General features: G+C 62.0%; 14 protein-coding genes. 5 read left to right on the top strand and 9 right to left on the bottom strand.

Features of this window, described 5'->3' with window-relative positions; all coding sequences use genetic code 11:
- Nucleotides 1-10,412 (bottom strand): non-ribosomal peptide synthetase (locus tag FHK92_RS16190; protein ID WP_181288941.1); only part of this gene is annotated, 10,412 nt, incomplete at its 3' end.
- Nucleotides 10,413-10,889: 477 nt separating this feature from the next.
- On the opposite strand from FHK92_RS16190, the gene nirB reads away from it, so the two are divergent.
- The 4 genes from nirB to cobA are packed head-to-tail and all read left to right on the top strand — an operon-like array spanning nucleotide 10,890 to nucleotide 17,140.
- Complete coding sequence (gene nirB, locus FHK92_RS16185; RefSeq protein ID WP_181288940.1) at nucleotides 10,890-13,343, top strand: nitrite reductase large subunit NirB; 2,454 nt, start codon at nucleotides 10,890-10,892, stop codon at nucleotides 13,341-13,343.
- The gene (nirD, locus tag FHK92_RS16180) at nucleotides 13,340-13,657 is read left to right on the top strand and encodes a nitrite reductase small subunit NirD (RefSeq protein WP_181288939.1); all 318 of its coding nucleotides are present in this window, start codon (nucleotides 13,340-13,342) and stop codon (nucleotides 13,655-13,657) included. Before nirB ends, nirD begins: the two co-directional genes overlap by 4 nt.
- Nucleotides 13,657-16,374: a nitrate reductase gene (locus FHK92_RS16175; RefSeq protein ID WP_181288938.1), complete on the top strand. Its 2,718-nt coding sequence runs from the start codon at nucleotides 13,657-13,659 to the stop codon at nucleotides 16,372-16,374. The genes nirD and FHK92_RS16175 overlap by 1 nt, the downstream gene beginning before the upstream one ends.
- Nucleotides 16,375-16,384: 10 nt before the next feature.
- Entirely contained in the window at nucleotides 16,385-17,140 is a 756-nt protein-coding gene (gene cobA / locus FHK92_RS16170; RefSeq protein WP_181288937.1) for a uroporphyrinogen-III C-methyltransferase, read from the top strand.
- 254 nt (nucleotides 17,141-17,394) lie between these two features.
- Here cobA and FHK92_RS16165 read toward each other — a convergent pair whose 3' ends face one another.
- From FHK92_RS16165 to ppsA, 8 genes are all read right to left on the bottom strand, one after another.
- Entirely contained in the window at nucleotides 17,395-18,429 is a 1,035-nt protein-coding gene (locus FHK92_RS16165) for an OmpA family protein (protein WP_181288936.1), read from the bottom strand.
- Between the two features lie 107 nt (nucleotides 18,430-18,536).
- Entirely contained in the window at nucleotides 18,537-19,127 is a 591-nt protein-coding gene (sigX, locus tag FHK92_RS16160; RefSeq protein ID WP_025212681.1) for an RNA polymerase sigma factor SigX, read from the bottom strand.
- 91 nt (nucleotides 19,128-19,218) lie between these two features.
- Entirely contained in the window at nucleotides 19,219-20,043 is an 825-nt protein-coding gene (locus tag FHK92_RS16155; RefSeq protein WP_003199523.1) for a mechanosensitive ion channel family protein, read from the bottom strand.
- A 2-nt stretch (nucleotides 20,044-20,045) separates the two neighbouring features.
- Entirely contained in the window at nucleotides 20,046-20,291 is a 246-nt protein-coding gene (locus FHK92_RS16150) for a hypothetical protein (protein ID WP_014337331.1), read from the bottom strand.
- Nucleotides 20,292-20,354: 63 nt separating this feature from the next.
- The gene (locus tag FHK92_RS16145) at nucleotides 20,355-21,350 is read right to left on the bottom strand and encodes a zinc transporter ZntB (RefSeq protein WP_181288935.1); all 996 of its coding nucleotides are present in this window, start codon (nucleotides 21,348-21,350) and stop codon (nucleotides 20,355-20,357) included.
- Nucleotides 21,351-21,374: 24 nt separating this feature from the next.
- Nucleotides 21,375-21,866, bottom strand: a complete 492-nt coding sequence (rraA, locus tag FHK92_RS16140; protein WP_030141937.1) for a ribonuclease E activity regulator RraA — start codon at nucleotides 21,864-21,866, stop codon at nucleotides 21,375-21,377.
- 127 nt (nucleotides 21,867-21,993) lie between these two features.
- The gene (locus tag FHK92_RS16135; protein ID WP_181288934.1) at nucleotides 21,994-22,983 is read right to left on the bottom strand and encodes an alpha/beta fold hydrolase; all 990 of its coding nucleotides are present in this window, start codon (nucleotides 22,981-22,983) and stop codon (nucleotides 21,994-21,996) included.
- Between the two features lie 227 nt (nucleotides 22,984-23,210).
- A complete protein-coding gene (gene ppsA, locus FHK92_RS16130; RefSeq protein ID WP_181288933.1) occupies nucleotides 23,211-25,586 on the bottom strand; it encodes a phosphoenolpyruvate synthase in 2,376 nt (791 codons plus the stop codon).
- A gap of 184 nt (nucleotides 25,587-25,770) precedes the next feature.
- Here ppsA and ppsR point away from each other — a divergent pair, with 184 nt between their 5' ends.
- On the top strand, nucleotides 25,771-26,589 hold the full coding sequence (gene ppsR / locus FHK92_RS16125; RefSeq protein WP_003199510.1) for a posphoenolpyruvate synthetase regulatory kinase/phosphorylase PpsR: 819 nt from the start codon (nucleotides 25,771-25,773) through the stop codon (nucleotides 26,587-26,589).
- Nucleotides 26,590-26,733 lie beyond the last annotated feature (144 nt).

Raw genomic sequence — 26,733 nt, 5'->3', positions numbered from 1 at the left:
TGGGTCAGATGCGCCGCCAATCGCTCCACGGTAAACGCCGAAAAACTCGCCCGCTGATAGCTCATGTGCACCGACAACCGCCGCTCCAACCCCACCAACAGCGTCAACGGATAGCTGGTCTGTTCTTGAGTAATCGGCGAACCAAAGCGCAACCCGTCCGGTGCGCCCTGCTCCAAGGCCTCGGCAATCGGGTAGTTCTCGAACACCAGCAAACTGTCGAACAGCCCGTCGCCGCCCTGCCCGGCCCAGCGCTGGATGTCCAGCAAAGCGGTGTGCTCGAACTCGCGCAACGCGAGGTTCTGCGCCTGCACCGCTTGCAGCCAACTGTCCAGCGACTGCTCGGCCCGAGGGCTGGCGATCACCGGCAGGGTGTTGATGAACAAACCGACCTGCTGCTCGATACCGGGCAAGTCCGCTGGGCGACCAGCGACCGTTGCACCGAAGGCAACCGTTTCTCGACCGGTGTAGCGCTGCAACAGCAGCAGCCAAGCCGCCTGCACCAGCGTGTTCACCGTGACTTTCGAAGCGCGGGCGAAGGTTTCCAGGCGACGGGTCAGCGACTCATCCAGCACGTACACATGATCGCCATAACCAACACCAGCGTCCGTCGGCTTGCCCACCGCATCGGCCAGCCGCGTCGGCGCTTCCAGGCGTTGCAGCAAAGGTTTCCAGAACGCTTCGCTGGCCGTTAAATCCTGACGCTGCAACCAGGCGATGTAGTCCCGATAACGTCCACCCGATACAGCGACGGACCGCCCGCTGTAGCGTTGCAGCACCTCGCCGAGCAACTGCGAATTACTCCAGCCGTCCATGAGGATGTGATGGTGGCTGTAGATGAGGTGATAACGCTGTTCGTCGAGGCGCACGATCATCAGTCGCACCAGGGCCGGCGCACTCAGGTGAAGTTGCTGGCGCTCGGCATCGGCCAGGGCCTGCAAGGTCTGGTCGGGCGATAACCCATCGCGCAAGTCATGCACGCTGTAAGGCAGCTCCAGATACTTGCTGACCACTTGCACCGGCGCCGGTAAATCGCCCTGCCAGACAAACCGCGTGCGCAGGATGTCGTGGGCATCCACCGCTGCTTGCCAGGCCTGGCGGAAGCGTTCGGGGTCCAGCCCTTCGACGTCCAGCCGCAGTTGATTGATGTAGTCGCCGCTGGCGTCGCCGTACACGCCATGGAACAGCATGCCTTGTTGCATCGGCGACAACGGATACAGGTCGACGATCTGCGCGGGCGGCAGCGGCAGTCCATCCAGTTGTTGCTGGTTCAGGCTCGCCAGCGGGAAGTCCGACGGCGTCACGCCGCTGTGCTCGCCCCGGCAGCAATGCTCGATCAGCCGCTGCAACTCCAGCGCATAATCGTCGGCCAGCGCCTGGATGGTGGAGTCGTTGAACTGCTCGCGGCTGAAGGTCCAGCCCAGGTTCAGTTCGCCATTGAATACCTGGCCGTTCAAGGCCAGCGCATTGGACAGCGGTGCTTCGGCGTCCAGTTCATCGCCAGCGCCTTCGGCGGCCGGCACGAACAAGGCGCCGTCGGCTTCGTTGAAACTGGCGTCGAACTGGCCCAGGTAATTGAAGGTCAGGCTGGGTGTCGGCAACTCGGCCAGGATCGCCCGCGTCGCGTCATCTGCCAGATAAGCCAAGGCACCAAAGCCCAGGCCTTTGTCGGGGATCGCCCGCAATTGCTCCTTGATCTGCTTGAGGCAATCGCCCAAGTCCGCCCGTGGCGTGAGACGGGCCGGGTACAGGCTGGTGAACCAGCCGACGGTGCGGGTCAGGTCGACGTCATCGAACAACGCTTCGCGACCATGACCTTCGAGCTGGATCAGCGCGCTGTCGGCACCCGTCCAGCGCACCATTACCCGTGCCAGTGCCGTGAGCAGCAAGTCGTTGACCTGGGTGCGATAGGCCTTGGGCGCGTCTTGCAGCAGTTGCCGGGTCAACGCAGCGTCGAGTCGCGTACGCACCGTCACGGCCAGGCGGTTCTGCTGGCCGCCCGCGGGGTTATCCATCGGCAACGAGGCATCGACGTCTTCGAGCTGGGCCTGCCAGAACGCCAGTTCCTGCGCCAGCCGGTTGCTGCGGGCATGCGCTTGCAGGCGCTCGGCCCAGACCTGCGCGGAGGTGGTTTTCAGCGGCAATTGCACCGCCACGCCGCTGGACAACTGGCGATAAACGCTTTGCATATCCTCGAACAGGATTCGCCACGACACGCCATCGATCACCAAGTGATGCACCGCCAGCAACAACCGCTGGCTGCCATCCCCCAGTGATGCCAGGACCGCTCGCAGCAACGGCCCCTCTTGCAGATCCAGGCTGCGCTGGGCCTCGTTGGCGATGCCTTGCAAGGCCTGCGCATCAGGCACGTCCACGGCCCAGAGCAGGTCTTCGCATCGAGTGTCCGCAGAACGGTAAACCGCCCTCCAGTCTCCGCCCTGCTCGGTGAAGCTCAAGCGCAGGCCATCGTGATGTTGCAGCAGCGCGTTCAAAGCGTGGCTCAGGATCGATGCGTCCAGGCGTTGGATCGGCTTGAGCATCACCGCCTGGTTCCAGTGATGACGCTGCGGTATCGCCTGTTCGAAGAACACCCGCTGCACCGGCAACAGCGCCAGCTCACCCGTCACCGGCCCCTGGTCGACGACTTGAGCGGCTTCACCCTGGCGAACCACGGTCGCGAGCATTTCCAGGGTCTGGTGCTGGAAAAGGTCCTTGGGCGTGAAATGTATCCCGGCCTGGCGAGCGCGACTGACCATCTGGATCGAGACGATGGAATCGCCGCCCAGCTCGAAAAAATTATCCCGCAGGCCGACGCGTTCAAGCTTGAGCACGTCCTGCCAGATCGACGCCAGTTGCTGTTCCAGCCCGTTGCGCGGCGCCAGATAGGCATGCTGCGCTTGGCTCGCGTCGGGTTTGGGCAGGTTCTTGCGGTCGAGCTTGCCGTTGGGGGTCAGCGGCAGGCGTTCGAGCAGCAGCAGATAAGCCGGGATCATGTGCGCCGGCAGGGTCGCCTTGAGTTGTTCGCGCAGGTGCTCGGCAAAATCTTCGCGGGCAGGTTCTGCCGCCACCACATAAGCCACCAGGCGCTTGCCGCTGCCGGCAGTGCCTTGCTGGGCCACGACCACCGCTTCGCGCACGCCATCGAGGGCTTGCAGGCTGGCTTCGATCTCGCCCAGCTCAATGCGGAAGCCGCGGATTTTCACCTGATTGTCGATGCGATCCAGGTAATCGAACGTGCCGTCGACGCGCTGGCGGACCAGGTCGCCGGTGCGATACAGCAAGCCGCCAACGCTGAACGGGTCGGCGACAAAGCGCTCGGCGGTCAGCCCCGGCCGGTTCAGGTAACCCCGGGCCAATCCCGTGCCGCCCAGGTACAGCTCACCGGCCATGCCTTGGGGCAACAGGTTCAGGTCGGCATCGAGCACATAGGCGCTGCGGTCGCCGATGCGGCTGCCGATGGGCGCGTAGGCAGCGCCACACGACACCTCGCGACTGGCCTTCCAGATCAGCGGCGTGACCACCGTTTCGGTCGGGCCGTAGCCGTTGATGATGTACTCGGGACGCAAGGCACGCTTGACCCGTTCGAAACTGGCGTTGGGCACCGCGTCGCCGCCGAAGCAATAGATGCGTACCTTCGGCGGGTTGCCCTCGCGCTCGGCGTGTTCGGCCAGTTGTTGCAGGTACACCGGCGGGAACGCCACCACCGTCACGCCGTGCTCGTGCATGGCGTTGTAGGTCTGTTCCGGGGTCCACAGGCTGTCATCGCGGATCAGCAGCGACGCACCGTGGGTCAGACTGGTGAGCCAGCGTTCATGGGCACCGTCGAAAGCGAACGACATGAAATGGAATTCGCAATCGCTGTCGCGCATTTCATAACGCTCGCCGATGGCCTGGCAGTGCATCGCCAGCGGACCGTGGGCCACGCTGACGCCCTTGGGGTTGCCGGTGGAGCCGGAGGTGTAGATGACGTAGGCCAGGTTGTGCGGGTCGAGTTGAACATTCGGCGCGCGGGCCGGCAGTTCGCGCAGATCCACGCGGTCCAGTTCCAGCAGCGGCAACGATTCGGCGACCGGCAACAGCGCCGACACCGACGAGTCACTGATCAGCAAGGCCAGTCCGGCGTCATCCATCAGGTACGCCAACCGCTCACGGGGGTAGCTGACATCCAACGGCACGTAGGCACCGCCGGCCTTGAGCACCGCCAACAGCGTGACGATCACCTCTTCGCTGCGCGGCAGGGCCACGCCGACACGGGTTTCCGGGCCGACGCCGCGCGTGATCAAGGCGTGGGCCAGTTGGTTCGCGCGCCGGTCGATCTCGCCGTAGCCGAAGTGTTGGCCGTTGAAAATCACTGCCGTGCGCTGCGGGCGCTCGGCCGCCAGCGTGGCGATCCGCTGGTGCACGGGAATGTCCACCGGGTACGGCTGCGGGTGGTTGTCGGCGTGTTGTCGCGCATGTTCGGCGCCGTTGGCCAGGGCGATTTCACCGAGGCTACGTCCGGCGTCCTGGCTGAATTGCTCGAGCAGGTGCAGCAGATGGGCGCTGATGTGATGGATCATTTCGTCGGCAAATTGCCGGCGCTCGTAGCTGTAATGCAGCGCCAGTTGTTCACCGAGGGTGACCGCGACGCTCAGGGCATAGTGCGTCTGCTCAAGGTTGGCAACCTCACCGAACGTGACGTCGCTGCCGATGCCTTGCTGCAAGGCCTGGGCAATCGGGTAGTTCTCGAACACCAGGAGGTTGTCGAACAGCGCCTCGCCGCCCTGCCCGGCCCAACGCTGGATGTCCGCCAACGGCGTGTGCTCGAATTCCCGCAAGCTCAGGTTCTGTGCCTGCACCGTTTGCAGCCATTGGCCGACCGTCTGGTCCGGACGTGGGCTGCCGATCACCGGCAAGGTGTTGATGAACAGGCCGACCTGCTGCTCGATGCCCGGCAGATCCGCCGGCCGCCCGGCCACGGTCGCGCCAAACGCCACGGTCTGGTGCCCGGTATAGCGTTGCAGCAACAGCAGCCAGGCCGCTTGCACCAGCGTGTTGACGGTGATTTTCTGCTGGCGCGCAAACGCTTCCAGCGCTTGGGTGCGCTGCGCGTCGAGGGTCAGGAAATGATCGCCGTGGCCGCTCTCGCCGCCACCCGAGGCCGCGCGGGCGAGTCGGGTCGGCTCCTGCAACGGCGCCAGCTGTGCGCGCCAGAAGTCCTGACTGAGCTGGCCGTCCTGGCGTTGCAGCCAAGCGATGTAATCACGATAACGCCCACCAGTGCTGGCCGGGGCGCGACCGCTGTAGCGCTGCATCACCTCGCCGAGCAACTGCGAATTGCTCCAGCCATCCATCACAATGTGGTGATGGGTGTAGATCAGGTGCCATTGCGTCGCCCCGGTCTGCACCAGCACCAGGCGCAACAGTGGCGCCTGGCTCAAGTCGAACCCTTGCGCGCGTTCGGCATCAGCCAGCGCAGCGAGGGCCTGGGCCGGGTCGGCCTGCTCGCGCCAGTCCAGCACCGTGAAAGGCAATTGCACTTGCTTGTGGACGATCTGCAGCGGTTGCGACAGTTCTCCTTGCCAGACGAACCCGCTGCGCAAAATGTCCTGCACCGCGACGGTGGCCTGCCACGCCGCCCGGAATCGCTCGGCGTCCAAGCCTTGCACTTCCACCCGCAATTGGTTGACGTATTCGCCGGCCGCCTGCTCGTACAACGTATGGAATAACAGGCCCTGTTGCATCGGCGACAGCGGATAAACCTCGTCCAACTGACCGGCCGGCACGGGCAGATGATCAAGTTGCGTCTGGGTGATCTGCGCCAGCGGAAAATCCGATGGCGTAGCCTGCGGCTCAGCCAGGTTCACACAATGTTCGATCAGCGCCTTGAGCTCGACGGCGTATCGATCGACCAGTTGTTGCACGGTCGCGCTGTCGAACATCTCACGGCTGAAGCCCCAGCTCAGCGCCAGCTCGCCGCCGTGCACCTGGCCTTCCACCGTCAGCCAATTGGCCAACGGCGCCGTCGGGTCCTGGGCGACGCCACTGCCTTCGCCGGACGGCACGAACAGCGCCGCCTCATCGAACTGGCGATCGAACTGGCCGAGGTAGTTGAAGGTGATGCGCGCAGGCGCCAGATCGGCCCATTGCGCTTGCACCGAAGGCGCCGCCAGATGACGCAGCACGCCGTAGCCCAGGCCCTTCTCCGGGACGCTGCGAAGTTGCTCCTTGATGGTCTTGATCGAACCGCCGATGTCGTCGGTGGCGGTCAGCTTGACCGGGTACAGGCTGGTCAGCCAACCCACCGTGCGGGTCAGGTCGATGTCATCGAACAAGTCTTCGCGGCCATGACCTTCGAGCTCGATCAACGTACCGGGTTGCCCGGTCCAGCGGCTGATGGTGCGGGCCAGCGCGGTGAGCAGCAAGTCATTGACCTGGGTGCGATAGGCCGCAGGCGCCTGTTGCAGCAATTGCCGGGTCAGCCCGGCCTCCAGGCGCCATTCGATCTTCACGCCGTGGACGTTTGGCAGGCTGCCCTGCGGACGTTCGCACGGCAGGTCACGCGCGCCGTCGTGCTGGGCTTTCCAATAGGCCAACTGATCGTCGAAGCGCGAGGCTTCGGCATTCAACCGTGCGGTCCAGCTCTGGAACGCGCTGGTCTTGGCCGGCAACGTCACGCCGCCACCCGCCGCCAGTTGTTCATAGGCCTGCTGCAAATCTTCCAGCAGCACCCGCCATGACACACCGTCCACCACCAGATGATGGATGATCAGCGCCAACCGCTGGCTGCCGTCGGCCAGGTTTACCAGCATGGCGCGCACCAGCGGCCCGTCTTGCAAGTCCAGGCTGCGCTGCGCCTCGTCGCACAGCGCGTTCAACTGCTCGACGGATCGGGCATCGCGCTGCCACAGATCGGCGCTTTGCAAAAGCGCGGCATGGCTCTGCCGCCAGCCGTCGGCGTCTTCGACAAAGCGCAGGCGCAAGGCATCGTGATGATTGATGACGCAGGTCAGCGCCGCGTCGAGCCGCTGTGCATCCAGCGGTTCCCGTGGGGTCAGCAACAGCGACTGGTTCCAGTGCGCGCGGCCCTGCATCGCCATCGAGAAAAACTGCTGCTGGACCGGCCCGAGCACGGCATCGCCAGTGACCGGACCTTGGTCCACGGCGCTGTGGCTGTCACGGCGAGCCACCAACGCCAGGCTGCGCACGGTCTGGTATTGGAACAGGTCGCGGGGATGAAGATGGAGACCGGCCTGTCGCGCGCGGCTCACCACTTGAATCGAGATGATGGAATCGCCGCCCAACTCGAAGAAGTTGTCTTCAAGGCCGACGCGCTCCACTCCCAGCACGTCCTGCCAGATTTCAGCCAACGTGGTTTGCAGTGCATCTTGCGGGGCGACGAAGGCTTGCCGGGGCGCGGCATCCGGTTGTGGCAACGCCTTGCGATCGAGCTTGCCGTTGGCGGTCACCGGTAGGCTGGCCAACGGCATCAGGTAGGTCGGTACCATGTATTCCGGCAGGCCGGCCAGCAGCCACGCCTTGACGTCCTGTCGCCATTGCTCGTGCGGGTCGCTGTTTGCCAGCACCAGATAGCCCACCAGATGCTTGTCGTCCTGGACCAACACCACGGCCTCGCGCACCAGCGGATGCTGCGCGAGACGGGCTTCGATTTCGCCGAGCTCGATGCGCAGGCCGCGCAGCTTGACCTGATGATCGAGACGACCGAGGTATTCGATCACCCCGTCGGCGCGTTGGCGCACGCGGTCGCCGGTGCGGTACAGGCGTGCGCCGTCATGGAACGGGCACGGCACGAACCGCTCGGCGGTCAGCGCCGGACGCTGGTGATAACCGCGCGCCAGCCCCGCCCCGCCCAAGTACAACTCGCCCGCCACGCCCCACGGCACCGGCGACTGATCGGCATCGAGCACGTGGGTGCGCAGGTTGGCGATGGGCTGGCCGATCGGCACGCAATCGGCGCCTTCGTCGACGCACGTCCAATGGGTCACGTCGATGGCCGCTTCGGTCGGGCCGTACAGGTTGTAGAGCGCGGCGTCCGGCAGTTTGGCGAAGACCTGCTGCTGCGCATCCAGCGGCAAGGCTTCGCCACTGCAGACGATGCGCTTCAAGCCTTCGCAGGTGTTTACGCCCGGCTCATGGATGAATGCCTGCAGCATCGACGGCACGAAGTGCAGCGTGCTGACGCCATGACGGTTGATGGTGTCGATCAATTGCCGAGGATCGCGATGGGCACCCGGCGCGGCAACCACCAATCGCGCTCCGCTCATCAGCGGCCAGAAGAATTCCCACACCGAAACATCGAAACTGAACGGGGTTTTCTGCATCACCGCGTCGCTGCCGTCCAGGCCATACGCTTGTTGCATCCAGCACAAGCGATTGACCAGTGCCGCGTGGCTGTTGCCGGCGCCCTTGGGTTTGCCGGTGGAGCCGGAGGTGTAGATCACATAGGCGAGATTCAGCGGGTCGACCGTCACGTCGAGGCGACTGTCGTTGTAACCGTCGAGCCAACCGTCGGGCTGGTCGAGCGCAATCACCTCGACGCCATCGGTGGGCAGTCCCGCCGCCAGCGAGCATTGGGTCAGCAGCAAGCCGATGCCGCTGTCCTCGATCATGTAGGCCAGGCGATCCTGCGGATATTCCGGGTCCAGCGGCACGTAGGCGCCGCCGGCCTTGTGGATCGCCAGCAGGCCTACCACTATTTCCACTGAACGCTCGACGCAGATCCCCACCAGGCTGTCCGGCCGCACACCGCGCCCGCGCAGCAAATGCGCCAGTCGGTTGGCGCGGGTATCGAGCTGCGCATAACTCAGGCTTTGTTCGCCAAACACCAACGCCGGGGCGTCCGGGGTCCGCGCCACCTGGGCCTCGATCAACTGATGCATGCACAGCTCGGTCGGGTAGCGTTGGGCCGTGGCGTTCCAAGCGTGGACCAGCGTGGCATGCTCGTCGGCGTCGAGCAGCGGCAGCTCGCCGATACGTCGGGTCGGATCGGCAATCATCGCCGTAAGCAATCGCAGCCAATGCCGCGCCATGCGTGCGATGGTCGGCGCCTCGAACAAATCGTCGGCGTAAGTCAGCGCGGCGTGCAACGTGCCGGCCTTTTCATAGGTGTCGAGAGTCAGGTCGAATTGGGTGGTGCGGGTCTGCCACTCGATCATGCCGAGCTCCAGGCCGGACGCCGTTCGGATCATGGTGACATCAGCTACATGGGGCTGATGGTTGTACATCACCTGGTACAGCGGCGTGTGACTGAGGCTGCGTTCCAGCTTCAGCGCGTCGACCAGGCGTTCGAAGGGCAAGTCCTGATGCGCCTGAGCGCCGAGCGCGGTCTCCTTGACTCGGTGCAGCAACTCATCGACCCGGGTCTGGCCGTCCAGTTCGGTGCGCAGCACTTGGGTGTTGACGAAGAAACCGATCAGGCCTTCGATTTCGTCTCGATTGCGGTTGGCGATCGGCACGCCGACACGGATGTCCGATTGGCCGCTGTAGCGATGCAGCAGCACGTTGAACGCGCCGAGCAACAGCATGAACAGCGTGACGCCCTGCTGCTGGGCGGTGCTGCGCAGTTGCTCCGCCAACCCGGTGTCGATGGCGAACTCATAGCGGCTGCCGCGATAGCTGGGCATGGCCGGGCGCGAGTGGTCGGTGGGCAACTCAAGGACAGGATGCTCATCGCCCAATTGGGCCTGCCAATACGCCAGTTGCCGCGCCTGCTCGCCGGCCTCCAGCCAACGGCGCTGCCACAGCGCATAGTCGCTGTACTGGATCGGCAAGTCAGGCAGTTGCGGCGACACGCCGGCTTCGTGGGCGTCGTAGCAGCGGATGAACTCGTCGATCAGCACGTTCATCGACCAGCCATCGGAGACGATGTGGTGCAAGGTCAGCAGCAGCACGTGCTCCTGCGCATCGAGCTTGAGCAGTTCGACCCGCAGCAAGGGGCCGCTCGACAAATCAAAAGGCCGCATCGATTGTGCTTGCGCAGCCTGGCGCACCGCTTGCTCGCGCTCGCCTGTCGGCAAGCCGCTGAGGTCCTGTCGCTCGATCATCAGCGGCGCATCGGTGGGCACTTGCAGGAGGCTGTCGTCAGCCTGACGCTGGAACACCGTGCGCAAGGTTTCATGCCGGGCCACCAGGCTGGCGAAGGCCTGTTCCAGCGCCGACAGGCTCAATGCGCCCTTGAGCCGTACCGCCCCGGGCAGGTTGTAGGCGCCGCTTTCCGGGTCCAATTGCCAGAGAAACCACATGCGCCGCTGGGCATAGGACAGCGCCTGGCGATCCTCGGCTTCGACGCCCTGGGGAATAGGGAAACGGCTGAAGTCCACGCCCTCCTTGTCCAGCGCGGCGAGGAACATCTGGCGCTTGTCCAGGGGCAGCCCGATAAACCGGCGAGCAAGTTTCAAGGCGTCTTCAGCATTCATTTCTGGGTATCCGGAATCAGTGGGCACAAGGCACAAAGGCATGTCGTCCCTATGAAACGAACGCAAACCGGAAAAATTAGCGATTGGGAATAAGTGTCAGCAAGCGCTGACAGAACGGGATTCAGGCCCGCGCGCAGTGACCGCTTGCCTGCCATTACCAGGCCATCGGCCCGACGCTCCATTACTGGGCAATACGCTTTGATTCGGTGCAATAAATCTTCCTGCCACTCACCCAACCTGGGTATCGGCCAGTAGATCCAGGCGTCCGAGCCACTTGGCACAACCACTGCATAACGTCTATCAACATACATTTGGCAACGCCTTCAACGATGAGGGCGGTGCTTCCCGAGAGAACGGGACCAGGACAAAGGCGTCCTCGCTAGCTTGCTAGCGAGACGCCTTTTTTTGTTTTCGAAAAAATTGCCGAGCCAGCCTGACCGCCGTGATGAGACAGGCCTGAGCCCGCGGAGAACCCTGATGAAAAAACTCAAACTGGTGATGATCGGCAACGGTATGGCCGGGGTTCGAACCCTCGAGGAACTGCTCAAGCTGAGCAACGAGCTCTACGACATCACGGTGTTCGGTGCCGAGCCCCACACCAACTACAACCGCATCCTGCTCTCGCCCGTGCTGGCCGGTGAGCAAACCTTCGAAGAGATCGTGCTCAACGACCTGAGCTGGTACCTGGACAACAACATCAAGCTGCTGCTCAACCGCAAGGTCGTGGAGATCGACCGGGTCAAGCGCCGGGTCATCGCCGAAGACGGCAGCGAAGCCGAATACGACCGCTTGCTGATCGCCACCGGCTCCACGCCGTTCATCCTGCCGATCCCCGGCAACACCCTGGACGGCGTGATCGGCTACCGCGACATCGCCGACACCCAGGCGATGATCAACACCGCCAAGACCCACAAGCACGCCGTGGTAATCGGAGGTGGCCTGCTCGGCCTGGAAGCCGCCAACGGCTTGAAGCTTCGCGGCATGGACGTGACCGTCGTGCACATCGGCGAATGGCTTCTGGAACGGCAGCTGGACAAGACCAGCGGTCAGCTGCTGCAAACCGCGCTGGAAAACCGTGGCCTGAAATTCCGCCTCTGCGAACAGACCCAGGCCCTGCACGACGCCGGCAATGGCCGGGTCGGCTCGGTCCAGTTCAAGAACGGCGACATCATTCCTGCCGACCTGGTGGTGATGGCCGCCGGTATCCGCCCCAATACCGAACTGGCGGAAAAATCCGGCATCCCGTGCAACCGCGGGATCCTGGTCAACGACACCCTGCAAACCTACGACCCGCGCATCTACGCCATCGGCGAATGCGCCAGCCATCGCGGCACCGCCTACGGCCTGGTAGCGCCGTTGTTCGAACAGGCCAAGGTCTGCGCCAACCACCTCGCACAACTGGGCTTCGCAACTTACAAAGGCTCGGTCACGTCGACCAAATTGAAAGTCACCGGTATCGACCTGTTCTCCGCCGGCGACTTCATGGGCGGCGAAGGCACCGAGACCATCACCCTTTCCGACCCGATCGGCGGCGTCTACAAAAAACTGGTGATCAAGGATGACGTGCTGGTCGGTGCCTGTCTGTACGGCGATACGGCGGATGGCGGCTGGTATTTCCGTCAGATCCGTGAGAATCACGCCATCAGCGAGATCCGCGATCACCTGATGTTCGGGGAAAACGCCCTGGGCGACGTAGGACATCAAGGCCAGGACAAAGCCATGAGCATGGCCGACACCGCCGAAGTCTGCGGCTGCAACGGCGTGTGCAAGGGCACCATCGTCAAGGCGATCCAGGAACACGGACTGTTCAGCGTCGATGACGTGAAAAAACACACCAAGGCCGCCAGTTCCTGCGGCTCTTGCGCCGGGCTGGTGGAGCAGATCCTGATCAACACCGTCGGCGGCGCGGCGGATGTGAAGCCGAAAAGCGAGAAAGCCATCTGCGGTTGCAGCGACCTCAACCATGGCCAGATCCGTCAGGCGATCCGCGACGAGCACCTGCTGACCATCGCCGGGACCATGAGCTACCTGAACTGGCGCACCCCGAATGGCTGCGCCACTTGCCGCCCTGCGTTGAACTATTACTTGATTTCCACCTGGCCCGGCGAAGCCCACGATGATCCACAGTCGCGCCTGATCAACGAACGCGCCCACGCCAACATCCAGAAAGACGGCACCTATTCCGTGGTCCCGCGGATGTGGGGCGGCGTGACCAACCCGTCCGAACTGCGGCGCATTGCCGACGTCGCCGACAAATACAACGTGCCCATGGTCAAGGTCACCGGCGGCCAGCGCATCGACCTGCTGGGCATCAAGAAGCAAGACCTGCCCGGCGTGTGGAAAGACCTCGACATGCCGTCCGGCCACGCCTACGGCAAATCCATCCGCACCGTGAAAACCTGCGTGGGCAGCGAGTTCTGCCGCTTCGGCACGCAGAACTCCACTCAGTTGGGGATCGAACTGGAGCACGACCTGTTCAACATGTGGTCGCCGCACAAGGTGAAACTGGCCGTCTCCGGTTGCCCGCGCAACTGCTCGGAAGCGGGCATCAAGGACGTAGGAATCATCGGCGTCGATTCCGGCTGGGAGATGTACATCGGCGGCAACGGCGGGATCAAGACCGAGGTCGCCGAGTTCTTCGTCAAGCTCAAGACCGCTGAAGAAGTGCGCGAATACAACGGTGCTTTCCTGCAGCTCTACCGCGAGGAGGCCTTCTACCTTGAACGCACTGTGCATTACATGCAGCGGGTCGGCATGGAGCACATCAAGAAAGCCGTGCTGGAAGACCCGGAGCGGCGCAAAGCGCTCCATGAACGCTTGAAGTTTTCCCTGTCGCTGGAACAGGACCCTTGGAAACAGCGGTTGGAACAGCCCCAATTGAAGAAAGAGTTCGAGATCATCCCCGTCAAGAACCTGGAGGTGCCGGCATGAACTGGCTGGATATCTGCGCGCTGGAAGAAATCAACGCGCTGGGCTCGCGCATCATCAATGGCCCGAAAGGCGACATCGCAATTTTTCGTACCAGCGACGATGAAGTTTTCGCACTCGACGACCGTTGCCCGCACAAGGGCGGCCCGCTGTCCCAGGGTTTGATCTACGGTAAACGCGTGGCCTGTCCGCTGCATAACTGGCAGATCGACTTGGAAACCGGCCTGGCCCAGGCCCCGGACGTGGGTTGTGCCCATCACCATTCGGCACGGGTCGAGAACGGTCGCGTGTTGCTGGCCCTGCGGGACGCAAGCTGATGAGCCGCCAGACCACCGCCTCGACCTGCTGTTATTGCGGGGTCGGTTGCGGCGTGCTGATCGAGCATGACGGCGAGCGCATCCTCGGCGTCAGCGGCGATCCCGCCCATCCGGCCAACTTTGGCAAATTGTGCAGCAAGGGTTCGACGCTGCACTTGACCGGCGACCTCGCCGCACGCGCGCTCTACCCCGAGCTGCGCCTGGGCAAAGGCCTGGCTCGCAGCCGCACCGACTGGGACAGCGCCCTGGACCACGCCGCCAGCGTGTTCGCCGAGACCATCGCCGAGCACGGCCCGGACAGCGTGGCGTTCTACATCTCAGGCCAACTGCTGACCGAGGATTACTACGCTTTCAACAAACTCGCCCGGGCCTTGGTCGGCACCAACAACATCGACAGCAACTCGCGGCTTTGCATGTCCTCTGCCGTGGTGGGCTACAAGCGCAGCCTGGGCGCCGACGCCCCGCCGTGCAGCTATGAAGACCTTGAACTGAGCGACTGCGTGATGATCGTGGGCAGTAACATGGCCTACGCCCATCCGATCCTGTTTCGTCGCCTCGAAGAGGCGAAATCCCGCCGACCAGAGATGAAAATCATCGTCATCGACCCTCGGCGCACCGACACTTGCGACCTGGCGGACCTGCACCTGGCGATTCTGCCGGGCACCGATGTCGCGCTGTTCCATGGGATTTTGCATTTGTTGCTGTGGGAAGACTGGATCGACCGCAGCTTCATCAAGGCCCATACCGAAGGCCTCGCGGACCTGAAAAATCTGGTGCGCGACTACACACCCACCATGGTCGCTCAACTCTGCGGTATCAGTGTCGAGCAACTGCATCAATGCGCCGAATGGGTCGGCACATCGCCCAGTTTCCTGTCGTTGTGGTGCATGGGCCTGAACCAATCCACCTCCGGCAGCGCGAAAAACAGCGCGCTGATCAATCTGCACCTGGCCACCGGCCAAATCGGCCGGCCGGGCGCGGGGCCGTTCTCATTGACGGGCCAGCCCAACGCCATGGGCGGCCGGGAAACCGGCAGCCTGTCAAACTTGCTGCCGGGCCATCGCGAAGCCGCCAACCCGGAACATCGCGCTGAAGTGGCCGATTACTGGGGCGTCGACCAACTGCCCGCGACCACCGGATCAAGCGCCATCGAACTGTTCGAACAAGTGCGCAGCGGCAAGATCAAGGCCCTGTGGATCGCCTGCACCAACCCGGCACAGTCGATGCCTGACCAAGCCGCCGTACGCGAAGCCCTGCAAGCCTGCCCGTTCGTGGTTCTGCAGGAAGCTTTCCGCACCACCGAAACCGCCGCATTCGCCGACCTGCTGCTGCCGGCGGCCAGTTGGGGCGAAAAGGAAGGTTCGGTGACCAACTCCGAACGGCGCATTTCCCACGTTCGCCGGGCAATCAACGCACCGGGTGAAGCGCGACCTGACTGGGCGATCACAGTGGATTTCGCACAACGCCTGGAGAAACGTCTGCGCCCGGGGCAATCCAGCCTGTTCGCCTTCGACGCGCCGGCCCAGTTGTTCGATGAATACAAGCAACTGACCCGTGGTCGCGACTTGGACCTGTCCGGCATCAGCCATGCGCTGATCGATCAACTCGGCCCCCAGCAATGGCCTTTCCGCGAGGGTGCCACGGTCGGCACCGCCCGTTTGTACGTGGATGGGATTTTTCCTACCGAAAGCGGCCGTGCCCGATTCATCGCTGACCCTTATCGCGCCGCCAAGGAACTGCGTGACGCCCGCTACCCGTTGACCTTGAACACCGGTCGCTTGCGTGACCAGTGGCACGGCATGAGCCGAACCGGTACCGCCGCACAGTTGTTTGGCCATGTGAACGAAGCGGTGCTCAGCCTGCATCCCGATGAATTGATTCGCCATCGCCTGCAAGCCGGTGATCTGGTCAGCCTCAAGAGTCGTCGCGGCAGCCTGATCGTCGCCGTCGACAGCGACGAAAGCGTGCGTCCCGGCCAGGCGTTCCTGCCCATGCATTGGGGCGACCGGTTTCTCAAGGGTGGGGTCAATACCCTGACCCAGCCGGCATTCGATCCGCTATCCAAACAGCCAGAGCTCAAGCACAGCGGAGTACGCCTGGAAGCAGTCGACCTGCCCTGGCAACTTTTCGCCTTGGTCGAAGGCGATGTTCAACAGCATTTGGAGACGTTGCGCCCACTGTGCGAGGCGTTTGCCTACGTCAGCCTTAGCCTGACCGGTCGTGAACGTCCCGCGTTGCTGATTCGCGCCGCCAGTGCCGTTGCGCCCGAAACACAACTGTTGAAGGCGATTGACGAACAATTGGGACTGATCGAAGGGCCGGTATTGGCCTACGACGATCCGCGTCGCGCCATCGGTAAACGGGTGCGGATCGAAAACGGCCGTATCACCGCCATACGCCTGGCCGGCGAAACCGTGGCTCGGCATTGGCTGCAGAACCTGTGGCTGGAAGGTCGCGCCGACGAGCAACTGCGGCGTTGGCTGCTGGCGCCTTTGAGTGCACCACCGGGCAACGCCGGCGCCGCCGTGGGCGGCGGGAAGACGCTGTGCAACTGCATGAATGTCAGCCAGCGAGCGGTGTGCGCAGGCATCGAGCGTGGCCTGGATTTGCAGGGCCTGAAGAAGGAGCTGGGCTGCGGCACGCAGTGCGGCTCCTGTGTACCGGAAATCAAGCGTTTGCTGGTTGCCACCGCGCAACCGGTGGCCGCGATATCGTGAGGAAAACACTATGAACGCAAAAGTCTGGCTGGTAGGTGCGGGTCCCGGCGACCCTGAATTGCTGACCCTCAAAGCCGTGCGCGCCTTGCGCGAAGCCGACGTGGTGTTGATCGATGACCTGGTCAACGACGCGGTGCTGGAGCACTGCCCCGGTGCGCGCATCATTGCCGTGGGCAAGCGCGGCGGCTGCCGCTCGACCCCTCAGGCGTTCATTCACCGGTTGATGCTGCGTTATGCCCGCCAGGGCAAATGCGTGGTACGCCTCAAGGGCGGCGACCCGTGCATTTTCGGCCGGGGCGGTGAAGAAGCGCAGTGGCTGCGCGAGCATGGTGTTGAGGTGGAACTGGTCAACGGCATCACCGCTGGCCTCGCGGGGGCGACCCAGTGCGACATTCCCCTGACGTTGCGCGGCGTTGCGCGGGGCGTGACGCTGGTCACCGCCCACACCCAGGATGGCAGCAGCTTGAACTGGCAAGCGTTGGCAAAAGGCGGAACCACCTTGGTGGTGTACATGGGCGTGGCAAAACTCAGCGAAATCCGTGAGCAATTGCTGGCCGGCGGCCTCGCGGCGGATACGCCCGTGGCCATGATCGAAAACGCTTCCCTGCCTCATCAGCGCGACTGCCGCAGCGACCTGGCCTCGATGGAAATCGATGCCGGTGCGTTTCAACTCAAGAGTCCGGCGATCCTGGTGATTGGTGCGGTGGCCGCTGCTGCCGAATTGGCCGTCTCCCCACCTGCCTTCGCGCAGGCTTCAGCCCTCTAAAAGACAACTCCAAAACCTGTGGGAGCGAGCTTGCTCGCGATGGCGGTGGTTCAGTCACACATACAATGACTGACACACAGCCATCGCGAGCAAGCTCGCTCCCACAGTTGGATCTGCATACGCCGGGGGAGATAAGTCGGCAGTATGGTGGCCTTCGCGAGCAGGCTCGCTCCCACAGGTTCTATGCCCCCTGTACAAATCCCAGGCAAAGAAAAACCCGGCCTGGGCCGGGTTTTTCCAAAGCTTCGGGCTAATTACTTAGCTTGGGCTTCAACCTGCGCTTCTACGCGACGGTTAACTGCACGACCAGCTTCAGTGGCGTTGTCGGCAACTGGGCGGGATTCGCCGTAGCCAACAGACTGAACGCGGGACGATTCAACACCGTACTGGTTGGTCAGAACTTGCTTGACGGCGTTTGCACGACGCTCAGACAGCTTCTGGTTGTAAGCGTCAGGACCGACGGAGTCAGTGTGACCTTCAACAGTGGTGCTGGTGGATGGGTACTGCTTCATGAAATCAGCCAGGTTCTTGATGTCGCCGTAGCTGTTTTCTTTAACAACAGACTTGTCGAAGTCGAACTTGACGTCCAGCTCAACACGTACGACTTCAGCAACAGCTGGGCAGCCATCAGCGTCAACGGTTACGTTGGCTGGGGTGTCAGGGCACTTGTCGACGTTGTCGCACACGCCATCGTTGTCGCTGTCGGAGCAGACTTCAGCTGGTGCTGGAACTGGAGCAGCAGCAGGCTTGGAACCGCCACCGAAGTTCACACCGATACCGACGCTAGGAGCCCACTCGGTGTCGCCCTGGTCGATGTTGTACTGAGCTTCAACGCCGGCACGGGCGTAGAAGTTCTCGGTGAAGTACAGCTTGGCGCCGCCGCCAACGTTGGCGAAGGTAGAACGGTTACGACCGTTGCTGCCGTTCTGGTCGATGCTCTGGTCCGAGAAACCGGCAGAGACGTAAGGACGAACCATGTCACCTGGGTTGTTGAAGTGGTACAGAGCGTCCAGAGCGGTGTTGGCGCCCTTGACGTTGGTGCCGTCGTCAGTGCGTGCGTTGTGCACTTCGTCGTAAGCCAGACGCAGTTCTACGTCGTCGGTCAGGAAGTAACCAACCGAACCGCCGAACAGGTTGCCGTTGTTCTTGAAGTTACGAGCGCTGTCGAATTGCTCTTTCTTGGCGAAGCCTTCGATTTCAACTGCGCCTTGGCCTTGTGCCAGAGCGCCGAACGAAGTGGCGGCAATAAGAGAACCAATGGCAAAGCCCAAGGTGTTTTTCAGTTTCATCCGTTAAATCCCCATCTGGTGATTGTGAAGCAGTCCCGCAAACCGGGGGACAACTCGGCGGCAAGTCTATCAGAACTTGCCTACACGTAAGAGATATTTGCGCCGAACTAAGTTTCAGCAATGCCTGCAAATTTCTCACGCAGCTTGTCAAGAGCGCGCTTGTAACGCATTTTTGTCGCGCTCAAACCCATGTGCATTATGTCTGCGATCTCTTGGAATTCCAGTTCTGCGACAAATCGTAGCACCAGAATTTCCCTGTCGATCGGGTTCACATAAACTAACCAGCGATCCAGTCCGCCCTTTTCCTCAGGTTTGGGCGCCTTTTCTTCAGACGCTTCCTCGAGAGGGTCAAGGCTCAACGCGTCCATCAACCGACGCTTTCGCCGTTCCTTGCGATACTGTGTGATGCATTCGTTGTAGGTGATGCTATATAGCCACGTCTTGAACTTCGATTTCCCCTCGAAGTTCTTCAAGCCGTACAGCACCTTCAGCATCACCTCCTGACAGACATCGTCAGCATCGCGATCGTTCCCAAGATACCGTGCACAAACGTTAAATAATGTCCTCTGGTAACGCCGCATCAATTCTTCATAAGCGCGTGTTACGTGGAACAGCTCCGTATGCGCGCGCGCAACCAACTCCTCATCGGAGAGATCACGGGGGTCGTAGCGCGTGGATAGCGATTGGGGTTTGTTCAAAACAAGTCGGGCCGACAGTCTAGGTCAATGTGCGCCGCAATCTGCGATGACAGGCATTTTGCGGCGGCATACATTAGCAGGATTTGCCGGGTTAGCGGCTACTCACATGCTGTTCCAGCAGGATCCGATTGGAAAGCGACACCAACTCGCCCTCCTCGGTCAGCAATGTGGTTTTCACCGTGCCGATCTCTTCGATCTGGCCTTCGACCTCGCCAACACGCACTTGTTGCCCAACCTCATACAGTTCACGCACATAGATTCCCGCAAGAATCTGGCCGGCGATTTCCCGGCTTCCCAACCCCATTGCCAGCGCGACCGCCAGACCAACGGTAATCAAGACAATCACGATCACATGGTTGAGCAGGTCTGTCTTGACCTCCAACTGACTGATCGCGACCGAAATACTGATGATGATCACCAGGCCCTGGGCGATTCGCCCCACGCCGGCGGCGTAATCCAGACCGACGCCTTCGGCTGCGCCGCGTACCAACCCGTTGGCCAGTTGCGCCAGCAGCACGCCGACCAGCAGCACCAGCGCGGCACCGAAGACCTTCGGCAAATACAGCGCCAGCATGTCGAGGGTCGCCGAAACGCGTTCAAGACCAAGGGACTCAGCGGCGGAAACCAGGAATATAAGCAGCACGAACCAATAGACGATCTTGCCCACCAGCGTCGAGATTGGCACCTGGATGCCGCCACGGGACAACAGCTTGGTCAGGCCGGTGCCGCCCATCAGGCGATCAAGACCCAATTTGGCGAGCAGTTTGGACAGCAGCGTGTCCAGCAGCTTGGCCACGACGAAGCCCAACAACAGCACCACCAGGGCGCCGAACAGATTGGGAATGAAATTAGCCACCTTGGTCCACAACGCGGTCATTGCCGTGACGAGGCTCTGGGTCCAGAGATCGAGTTCCATATTCAGTCAGCCTTATCAGCGGTGCGAGTAACAGGTTTGCGACGGGAAACCGGCGAGACGTGGGCCGACCCGTTGTTCAGGGCGATCATCAGCGCGGGCAGCCAACGGCCCAGCAGACTGAACAGATCGCCAGCGCCGACCTGGCGGTTGGCGGTTTTGAGTACACGGCCCAGGCAAGCGTCATCGTCCCGGCTGGACGGCGAGGCCTTGAGCATGTCGCGCAGAGACTGTTCAAACGGATCGTGCATACGCACCTCTCGTGATGTCTGTGGAAGACGCGATCAAATTTCGTCGGGTCACATGAAATCCCATCACACCCAACGCAAACGGCGGAACAGCCACCATTGCCCCAGGGCCACGCAGACCATCAGCAGGCAGGCGACCACGAAGCCGTAGGGGCTCGCGGAAAACGGAATGCCGCCGACGTTGATGCCCAGCAGCCCGGTGAGAAAACTCATCGGCAGGAAAATTCCGGTGATGATGCCGAAGCGGTACATGGTGCGGTTCATGCGCACCGAAAGACGCCGGTCCTCCGCCTCCAGCACAAGCCCCACGCGCTCTCGGGTCAACTCCAGCTCCTCGAGATAACGGGTCAGGCTGTTGTTCAATTCATTCCAGTAATCGCCATCGTCCTCGACGAACCAGGGCAACTTTATCCGTGACATCTGCCCGAAAATGTCCCGCTGCGGCGCCAGGAATCGCTTCAGTCCGGCGGCCCTTCGGCGGATGTGCAAGATAGCGTCATGCTCGGGGGTGTACCGTTCGTCGGTGTCGAGTTTTTCTTCCTCGGTATCGACGATTTCGGACAGGCACGTCACCAGATCCTGCACTTTGTTGGTCAGGTATTGCGCCATATAAAGGATGAGTTCCGACGCCGTCCTCGGCCCCTTCCCTTCGGCCAATTCGGCCAACAGCTCATCGGTGGCCCGCAACGGACGCAGCCGCAGGGAAATCACCCGCTGGGCGGCGGCGAAGATGCGCACCGAGACCATGTCTTCCGGCTCGGCACCCGGGTTCAGGTTGATTCCGCGCAAAAACAGCAGCAGCTCGGCGTTGGGCAGCGGCAGCAGGCGCGGCCGGGTGTTCTCTTCCAGCAGCAGATCGCAATTGAACTCACTCAAGCCACTGGATTTGCGCAACCACGTATGAGTTTGCGGATGACTGCGATCCCAATGCAGCCACAGGCTTTCATGGGCCTGCAACTGCAGATCGTCAAGTTCGGTCCGGGCTATTGAACGCGCGCCGCCTTTACCGTCCAGCACCAGGGCATGCACCAGCCCCCATTGCGCGTTTTCTTCCTCGAACATCCTCATCCCTTATGGTCAAGACGCTTATTCAGGCATTTTCAGCGGGCTCGGCGAGACGATCACGCCGTTGTTGTCGGCATAGACATACTCGCCCGGACGGAACGTCACGCCAGCGAAGGTCACTGCCACATTGAGCTCGCCGACGCCACGCCGATCAGTCTTCATCGGGTGGCTGGCCAGTGCCTGGACGCCAAGGTCGGTCTGGGCAATGACGTCGACATCGCGGATGCAACCGTAGATCACCAGCCCTTCCCAGCCATTTTTCGCAGCCTTTTCAGCCAGCATGTCGCCCAGCAACGCCCGGCGCAGGGATCCACCGCCATCGACAACCAGCACCTTGCCCTTGCCGTCGAGTTCAACCTGTTCCTTGACCCGCGAATTGTCCTCGAAGCACTTGATGGTCACGATTTCACCGCCGAAGGAATCGCGGCCACCGAAATTGCTGAACATCGGCTCCAGGACTTGCACCAGGTCCGGGTAGGCATCGCACAGGTCGGGCGTGAGGTAATGGTTCATCGAACAACTCCTGCTGGGCTTGAACGTCTGGCTGAATGAACAACCGTTTGTGACCGGAACAACGTAGCGCGTCATATCTTAGCCGCAAGCCGGCCAGAGCGAAATGCCCCTGGCCAGAGCCTCGGTATCAGACCGCTTCGGCCAGCCTGGGCTGATCCGGCAGCAATGACGCCTGCTGGTCTTGCAGCCAGCGCGCCACCAGCGGCCAGACCTCCGTTTGCGCGGCCTTGCTGACGAGCATCTCGACATGGCCAAAATCACTGGTGAAACCCTGTTCCCGCCCCAGGCAGACAAACTGCTTGTGCTCGGAACCGATCTGTTCGAACAGTTTGCGGCAAGCCCAGGTGGGATCCTGATGATCGTTGGCAGCGCTCACCGCCAATACCGGCACCTGCACATCGGCCAGGCCTGCCCACCAGTTCTTCTCGGCATCGCCGAAACGCCCGAACAGGCCATACCAACGCATGCTCTCCAGGGCCAGGCCAATGGGTTCATCTTCCGGTCCGCGCTTGAGCCTTGAGCCGGACAATTGCGCGAAACGCTTGAGAATGAAGCGCCCGCTCCATTCCACCGGCGGGATTTTCAACGGCCAATAGGTGCGGCTGACCTGGGTACCGAAAAATGCCGCCGACGCCATGGCGGGCTCGCCCAGGTAATGGCCACCCAGGGCTGCCGCCAAGGTGATACCGCCCAAGGAATGGCCAACCCAGTGCGGCACTTGTCCACTTTGCTCGCGCACAAAGGCGCCGATCGCCGGCAGGTCATAACGGGCGTAGTCAGCCACGCGGTTGTTGCGATAGCCCTGGTTACGCTGGGACAACCCATGGCCACGCATCTCGGGAATCCAGACATCGAAGCCCAGGCGAGCCAGGTACGCTCCCAGGCCGAGGCCCTTGGGCGAGTACCAGAAGCGTCGGTTGGAAAAACTGCCGTGCAGCAGGATTACCGGGACACCACGGGTTTCGCCGGCATCGGCCATACCCAGCCGGGTGACGGCCAGCTCGACGCTGTAGTCCGGGCTGTTGCCAGGTTTGAGGCGATAGACATCTTCGCTCAGATCACCGCGCCGCTCGGCGCTGATCAGGGCGACGGGAAATAGATTGCTGCTGCTTTGCATGATCTTCTTGCACAAAAAAGGGCGGTTTCCTTGTGGAGCCCGCCCTATTTCAAATCAAAAGGGGCCATCTGACCGAATACTACTGAGAGGAAACGGTGGCGATGGAGCTTGCTCCCGCTGGGCTGCGCAGCAGACCTTCTATGAGTGCTTCGCACTCAAGCGGGAGCAAGCTCCCTCGCCACGGTGGATTCCACCAACCGATATTCCGGTGAGGCCCCTTCACTCGATCAGGCCGAAGCCTGACCCTCAGCCAGGAAAAACCAGGTTTCCAGGACGGAGTCCGGGTTCAATGAAACGCTTTCGATGCCCTGCTCCATCAGCCACTTGGCCAGGTCCGGGTGGTCCGAAGGGCCCTGGCCGCAGATGCCGATGTACTTGCCAGCCTTGTTGCAGGCGGCGATGGCATTGGCCAGCAGCTTCTTGACCGCCGGGTTACGCTCGTCGAACAGGTGGGCGATGATGCCGGAGTCTCGGTCCAGGCCCAAGGTCAGCTGGGTCAGGTCGTTGGAACCGATGGAGAAGCCGTCGAAGAATTCGAGGAATTCCTCGGCCAGGATTGCGTTGGACGGCAGCTCGCACATCATGATCACGCGCAAGCCGTTTTCACCACGGGCCAAGCCGTTTTCCGCCAGCAGGTCGACCACCTGGCTCGCTTCACCGAGGGTCCGCACGAACGGCACCATGATCTCGACGTTGTCCAGGCCCATCTCGTTGCGCACGCGCTTGAGGGCACGGCATTCGAGCTCGAAGCAATCGCGGAACGACTCGCTGATGTAGCGCGAAGCACCACGGAAGCCCAGCATCGGGTTCTCTTCTTCCGGCTCATAGAGCTTGCCGCCGATCAGGTTGGCGTATTCGTTGGACTTGAAGTCCGAGAGGCGCACGATGACTTTCTTCGGCCAGAACGCCGCCGCCAGGGTGCTGATACCTTCAACCAGTTTTTCGACATAGAAACCGACCGGATCGTCGTAGCCGGCAATGCGCTTGTCGACGCTGTCCTTGATTTCCTGCGGCAGGCCGTCGTAGTTCAGCAGTGCCTTGGGGTGCACGCCGATCATGCGGTTGATGATGAACTCCAGGCGGGCCAGGCCCACGCCGGCGTTCGGCAACTGCGCGAAGTCAAAGGCGCGGTCCGGGTTGCCGACGTTCATCATGATTTTGAACGGCAGCTCCGGCATGGCGTCCACGGAGTTTTTCTTGATGTCGAAGCCCAGCTCGCCTTCGAAGATGTAGCCGGTGTCGCCTTCGGCACAGGAAACGGTCACGCCCTGGCCATCCTTCAGCAACTCGGTGGCGTTGCCGCAACCGACCACGGCCGGAATACCCAGCTCACGGGCGATGATCGCCGCGTGGCAGGTGCGGCCGCCGCGGTTGGTGACGATGGCGCTGGCGCGCTTCATCACCGGTTCCCAGTCCGGGTCGGTCATGTCGGACACCAATACGTCGCCGGCCTGGACCTTGTCCATCTCCGAGACGTCCTTGATGATCCGCACCTTGCCGGCGCCGATGCGCTGGCCAATGGCGCGACCTTCCACCAGCACGGTGCCGGTTTCCTTGAGCAGGTAGCGCTCCATGACGTTGGCCTGGGTGCGGCTCTTCACGGTTTCCGGACGGGCCTGCACGATGTACAGCTTGCCGTCGTCACCGTCCTTGGCCCACTCGATGTCCATCGGGCACTTGTAGTGCTTCTCGATGATCATCGCCTGCTTGGCCAGCTCGCTGACTTCGGCGTCGGTCAGGCAGAAGCGCGCGCGGTCGGCCTTGTCGACGTCGACGGTCTTGACCGAACGACCGGCCTTGGCTTCGTCGCCGTAGACCATCTTGATCGCCTTGCTGCCCAGGTTGCGACGCAGGATGGCCGGGCGACCGGCTTCCAGCGTGCCTTTGTGGACATAGAACTCATCCGGGTTCACCGCGCCTTGTACGACGGTTTCACCCAGGCCGTAGGCGCCGGTGATGAACACGACGTCACGGAAGCCCGACTCGGTGTCGAGGGTGAACATCACGCCGGCAGTGCCGGTTTCGGAACGGACCATGCGCTGCACACCGGCGGACAGGGCGACCAGCTTGTGGTCGAAGCCCTGGTGCACGCGGTAGGAAATGGCACGGTCGTTGAAAAGGGAGGCGAAGACTTCCTTGGCGGCCCGGATGACGTTTTCCACGCCACGGATGTTCAGGAAGGTCTCCTGCTGGCCCGCGAACGAGGCGTCCGGCAAGTCTTCGGCGGTGGCCGAAGAGCGCACGGCGACGGCGATGTCGGGGTTGCCTTCGGAGAGCTTGGCGAAAGCGGTGCGGATCTCGGCGTTCAGTTTCTCGGGGAACTCGGCTTCCATGATCCATTGGCGGATCTGGGCACCGGTCTTGGCCAGGGCGTTGACGTCATCGACGTCCAGGGCATCGAGCGCATCGTGGATCTGCTTGTTCAGGCCGCTCAGTTCCAGGAAATCACGATAAGCCTGGGCGGTCGTGGCGAAGCCACCTGGCACCGAGACGCCAGCGCCGGCGAGGTTACTGATCATCTCGCCCAGGGATGCGTTCTTGCCCCCCACATGCTCTACATCATGGACGCCGAGCTTATCGAGGGAAACTACGTACTCTACCAAGGTGATCTCTCCACTAACTGTGTTGGAAAAGCTCAAGGCACCGGCGACTCCAGGGGAGCGCTTGCCGGCGATATGGCCTGGACCTGGAAAATAAGTGAGAATGCGGGCCAAGGGCGGCCGGCAAATCGCGCCTATCATATCCAAGAATCGTGACTAGCTCACTAGCTTAAGGCCCAAGGCGCAAATGAAACGATCTGCTTTCTTTATCTCCGACGGCACCGGCATCACGGCCGAAACGCTAGGCCAAAGCCTGTTGGCACAGTTCGAAAACATAACCTTCGCCAAATTCATACGTCCGTACATCGACAGCGTCGACAAGGCGCGGGCCATGGTACAGCAAATCAATAAAGCCGCCGAAACCGACGGTTTCCGGCCGATCATCTTCGACACCATCGTCAATCAAGACATCCGTGAGATTCTTGCAACGTCGAATGGTTTCATGATCGACATTTTTTCCACGTTCCTGGCGCCCCTGGAGCAGGAGCTGAGCGAGCATTCCTCCTACTCGGTCGGCAAGTCCCACTCCATTGGCCACAACTCCAACTACATGGAGCGGATCGAGGCGGTCAACTTCGCGCTGGACAACGACGACGGCGCCCGCACGCATTATTACGACAAGGCCGACCTGATCCTAGTGGGTGTGTCGCGGTGTGGTAAGACGCCGACGTGCCTGTATATGGCGATGCAATTCGGCATCCGCGCGGCCAACTATCCGCTGACCGAAGACGACATGGAGCGCCTGCAACTGCCCAGCGCCCTGCGCGCCCACCAGCACAAGCTGTTCGGCCTGACCATCGACCCGGACCGCCTCACCGCGATCCGCAACGAGCGCAAGCCCAACAGCCGCTATTCGAGCTACGCCCAGTGCGAATTCGAAGTGCGCGAGGTGGAAAACCTGTTCCGGCGGGAGAACATTCCCCACATCAACTCCACGCATTTTTCCGTGGAAGAGATATCGGCGAAGATCCTGGTGGAGAAAGGGGTGGAGCGGCGGTTCAAGTAAACCCGCGACACAACAAAACCCTGTGGGAGCGAGCTTGCTCGCGATAGCGGAGTGTCAGCCAACACTGATGCTGCTGACGAACCGCAATCGCGAGCAAGCTCGCTCCCACAGGTGAGTCTTCCACAGGGACTCGGTGGTGTTCTT

It is taken from the genome of Pseudomonas brassicacearum subsp. neoaurantiaca (assembly GCF_013608025.1).
In the GTDB taxonomy this organism is placed as follows: Bacteria; Pseudomonadota; Gammaproteobacteria; order Pseudomonadales; family Pseudomonadaceae; genus Aquipseudomonas.
Note: the sequence above shows the minus strand (reverse complement) of the source record. Positions and strands in the feature narration are given on the sequence as shown.

Coding starts and splice junctions, on each gene's coding strand:
- nirB (WP_181288940.1), top strand. CDS start 10,890: ATGAAAAAACTCAAACTGGTGATGATCGGCAACGGTATGGCCGGGGTT.
- FHK92_RS16165 (WP_181288936.1), bottom strand. CDS start 18,429: ATGAAACTGAAAAACACCTTGGGCTTTGCCATTGGTTCTCTTATTGCC.
- FHK92_RS16155 (WP_003199523.1), bottom strand. CDS start 20,043: ATGGAACTCGATCTCTGGACCCAGAGCCTCGTCACGGCAATGACCGCG.
- ppsR (WP_003199510.1), top strand. CDS start 25,771: ATGAAACGATCTGCTTTCTTTATCTCCGACGGCACCGGCATCACGGCC.
- FHK92_RS16145 (WP_181288935.1), bottom strand. CDS start 21,350: ATGTTCGAGGAAGAAAACGCGCAATGGGGGCTGGTGCATGCCCTGGTG.
- FHK92_RS16135 (WP_181288934.1), bottom strand. CDS start 22,983: ATGCAAAGCAGCAGCAATCTATTTCCCGTCGCCCTGATCAGCGCCGAG.
- FHK92_RS16150 (WP_014337331.1), bottom strand. CDS start 20,291: ATGCACGATCCGTTTGAACAGTCTCTGCGCGACATGCTCAAGGCCTCG.
- cobA (WP_181288937.1), top strand. CDS start 16,385: ATGAACGCAAAAGTCTGGCTGGTAGGTGCGGGTCCCGGCGACCCTGAA.
- nirD (WP_181288939.1), top strand. CDS start 13,340: ATGAACTGGCTGGATATCTGCGCGCTGGAAGAAATCAACGCGCTGGGC.
- FHK92_RS16175 (WP_181288938.1), top strand. CDS start 13,657: ATGAGCCGCCAGACCACCGCCTCGACCTGCTGTTATTGCGGGGTCGGT.
- rraA (WP_030141937.1), bottom strand. CDS start 21,866: ATGAACCATTACCTCACGCCCGACCTGTGCGATGCCTACCCGGACCTG.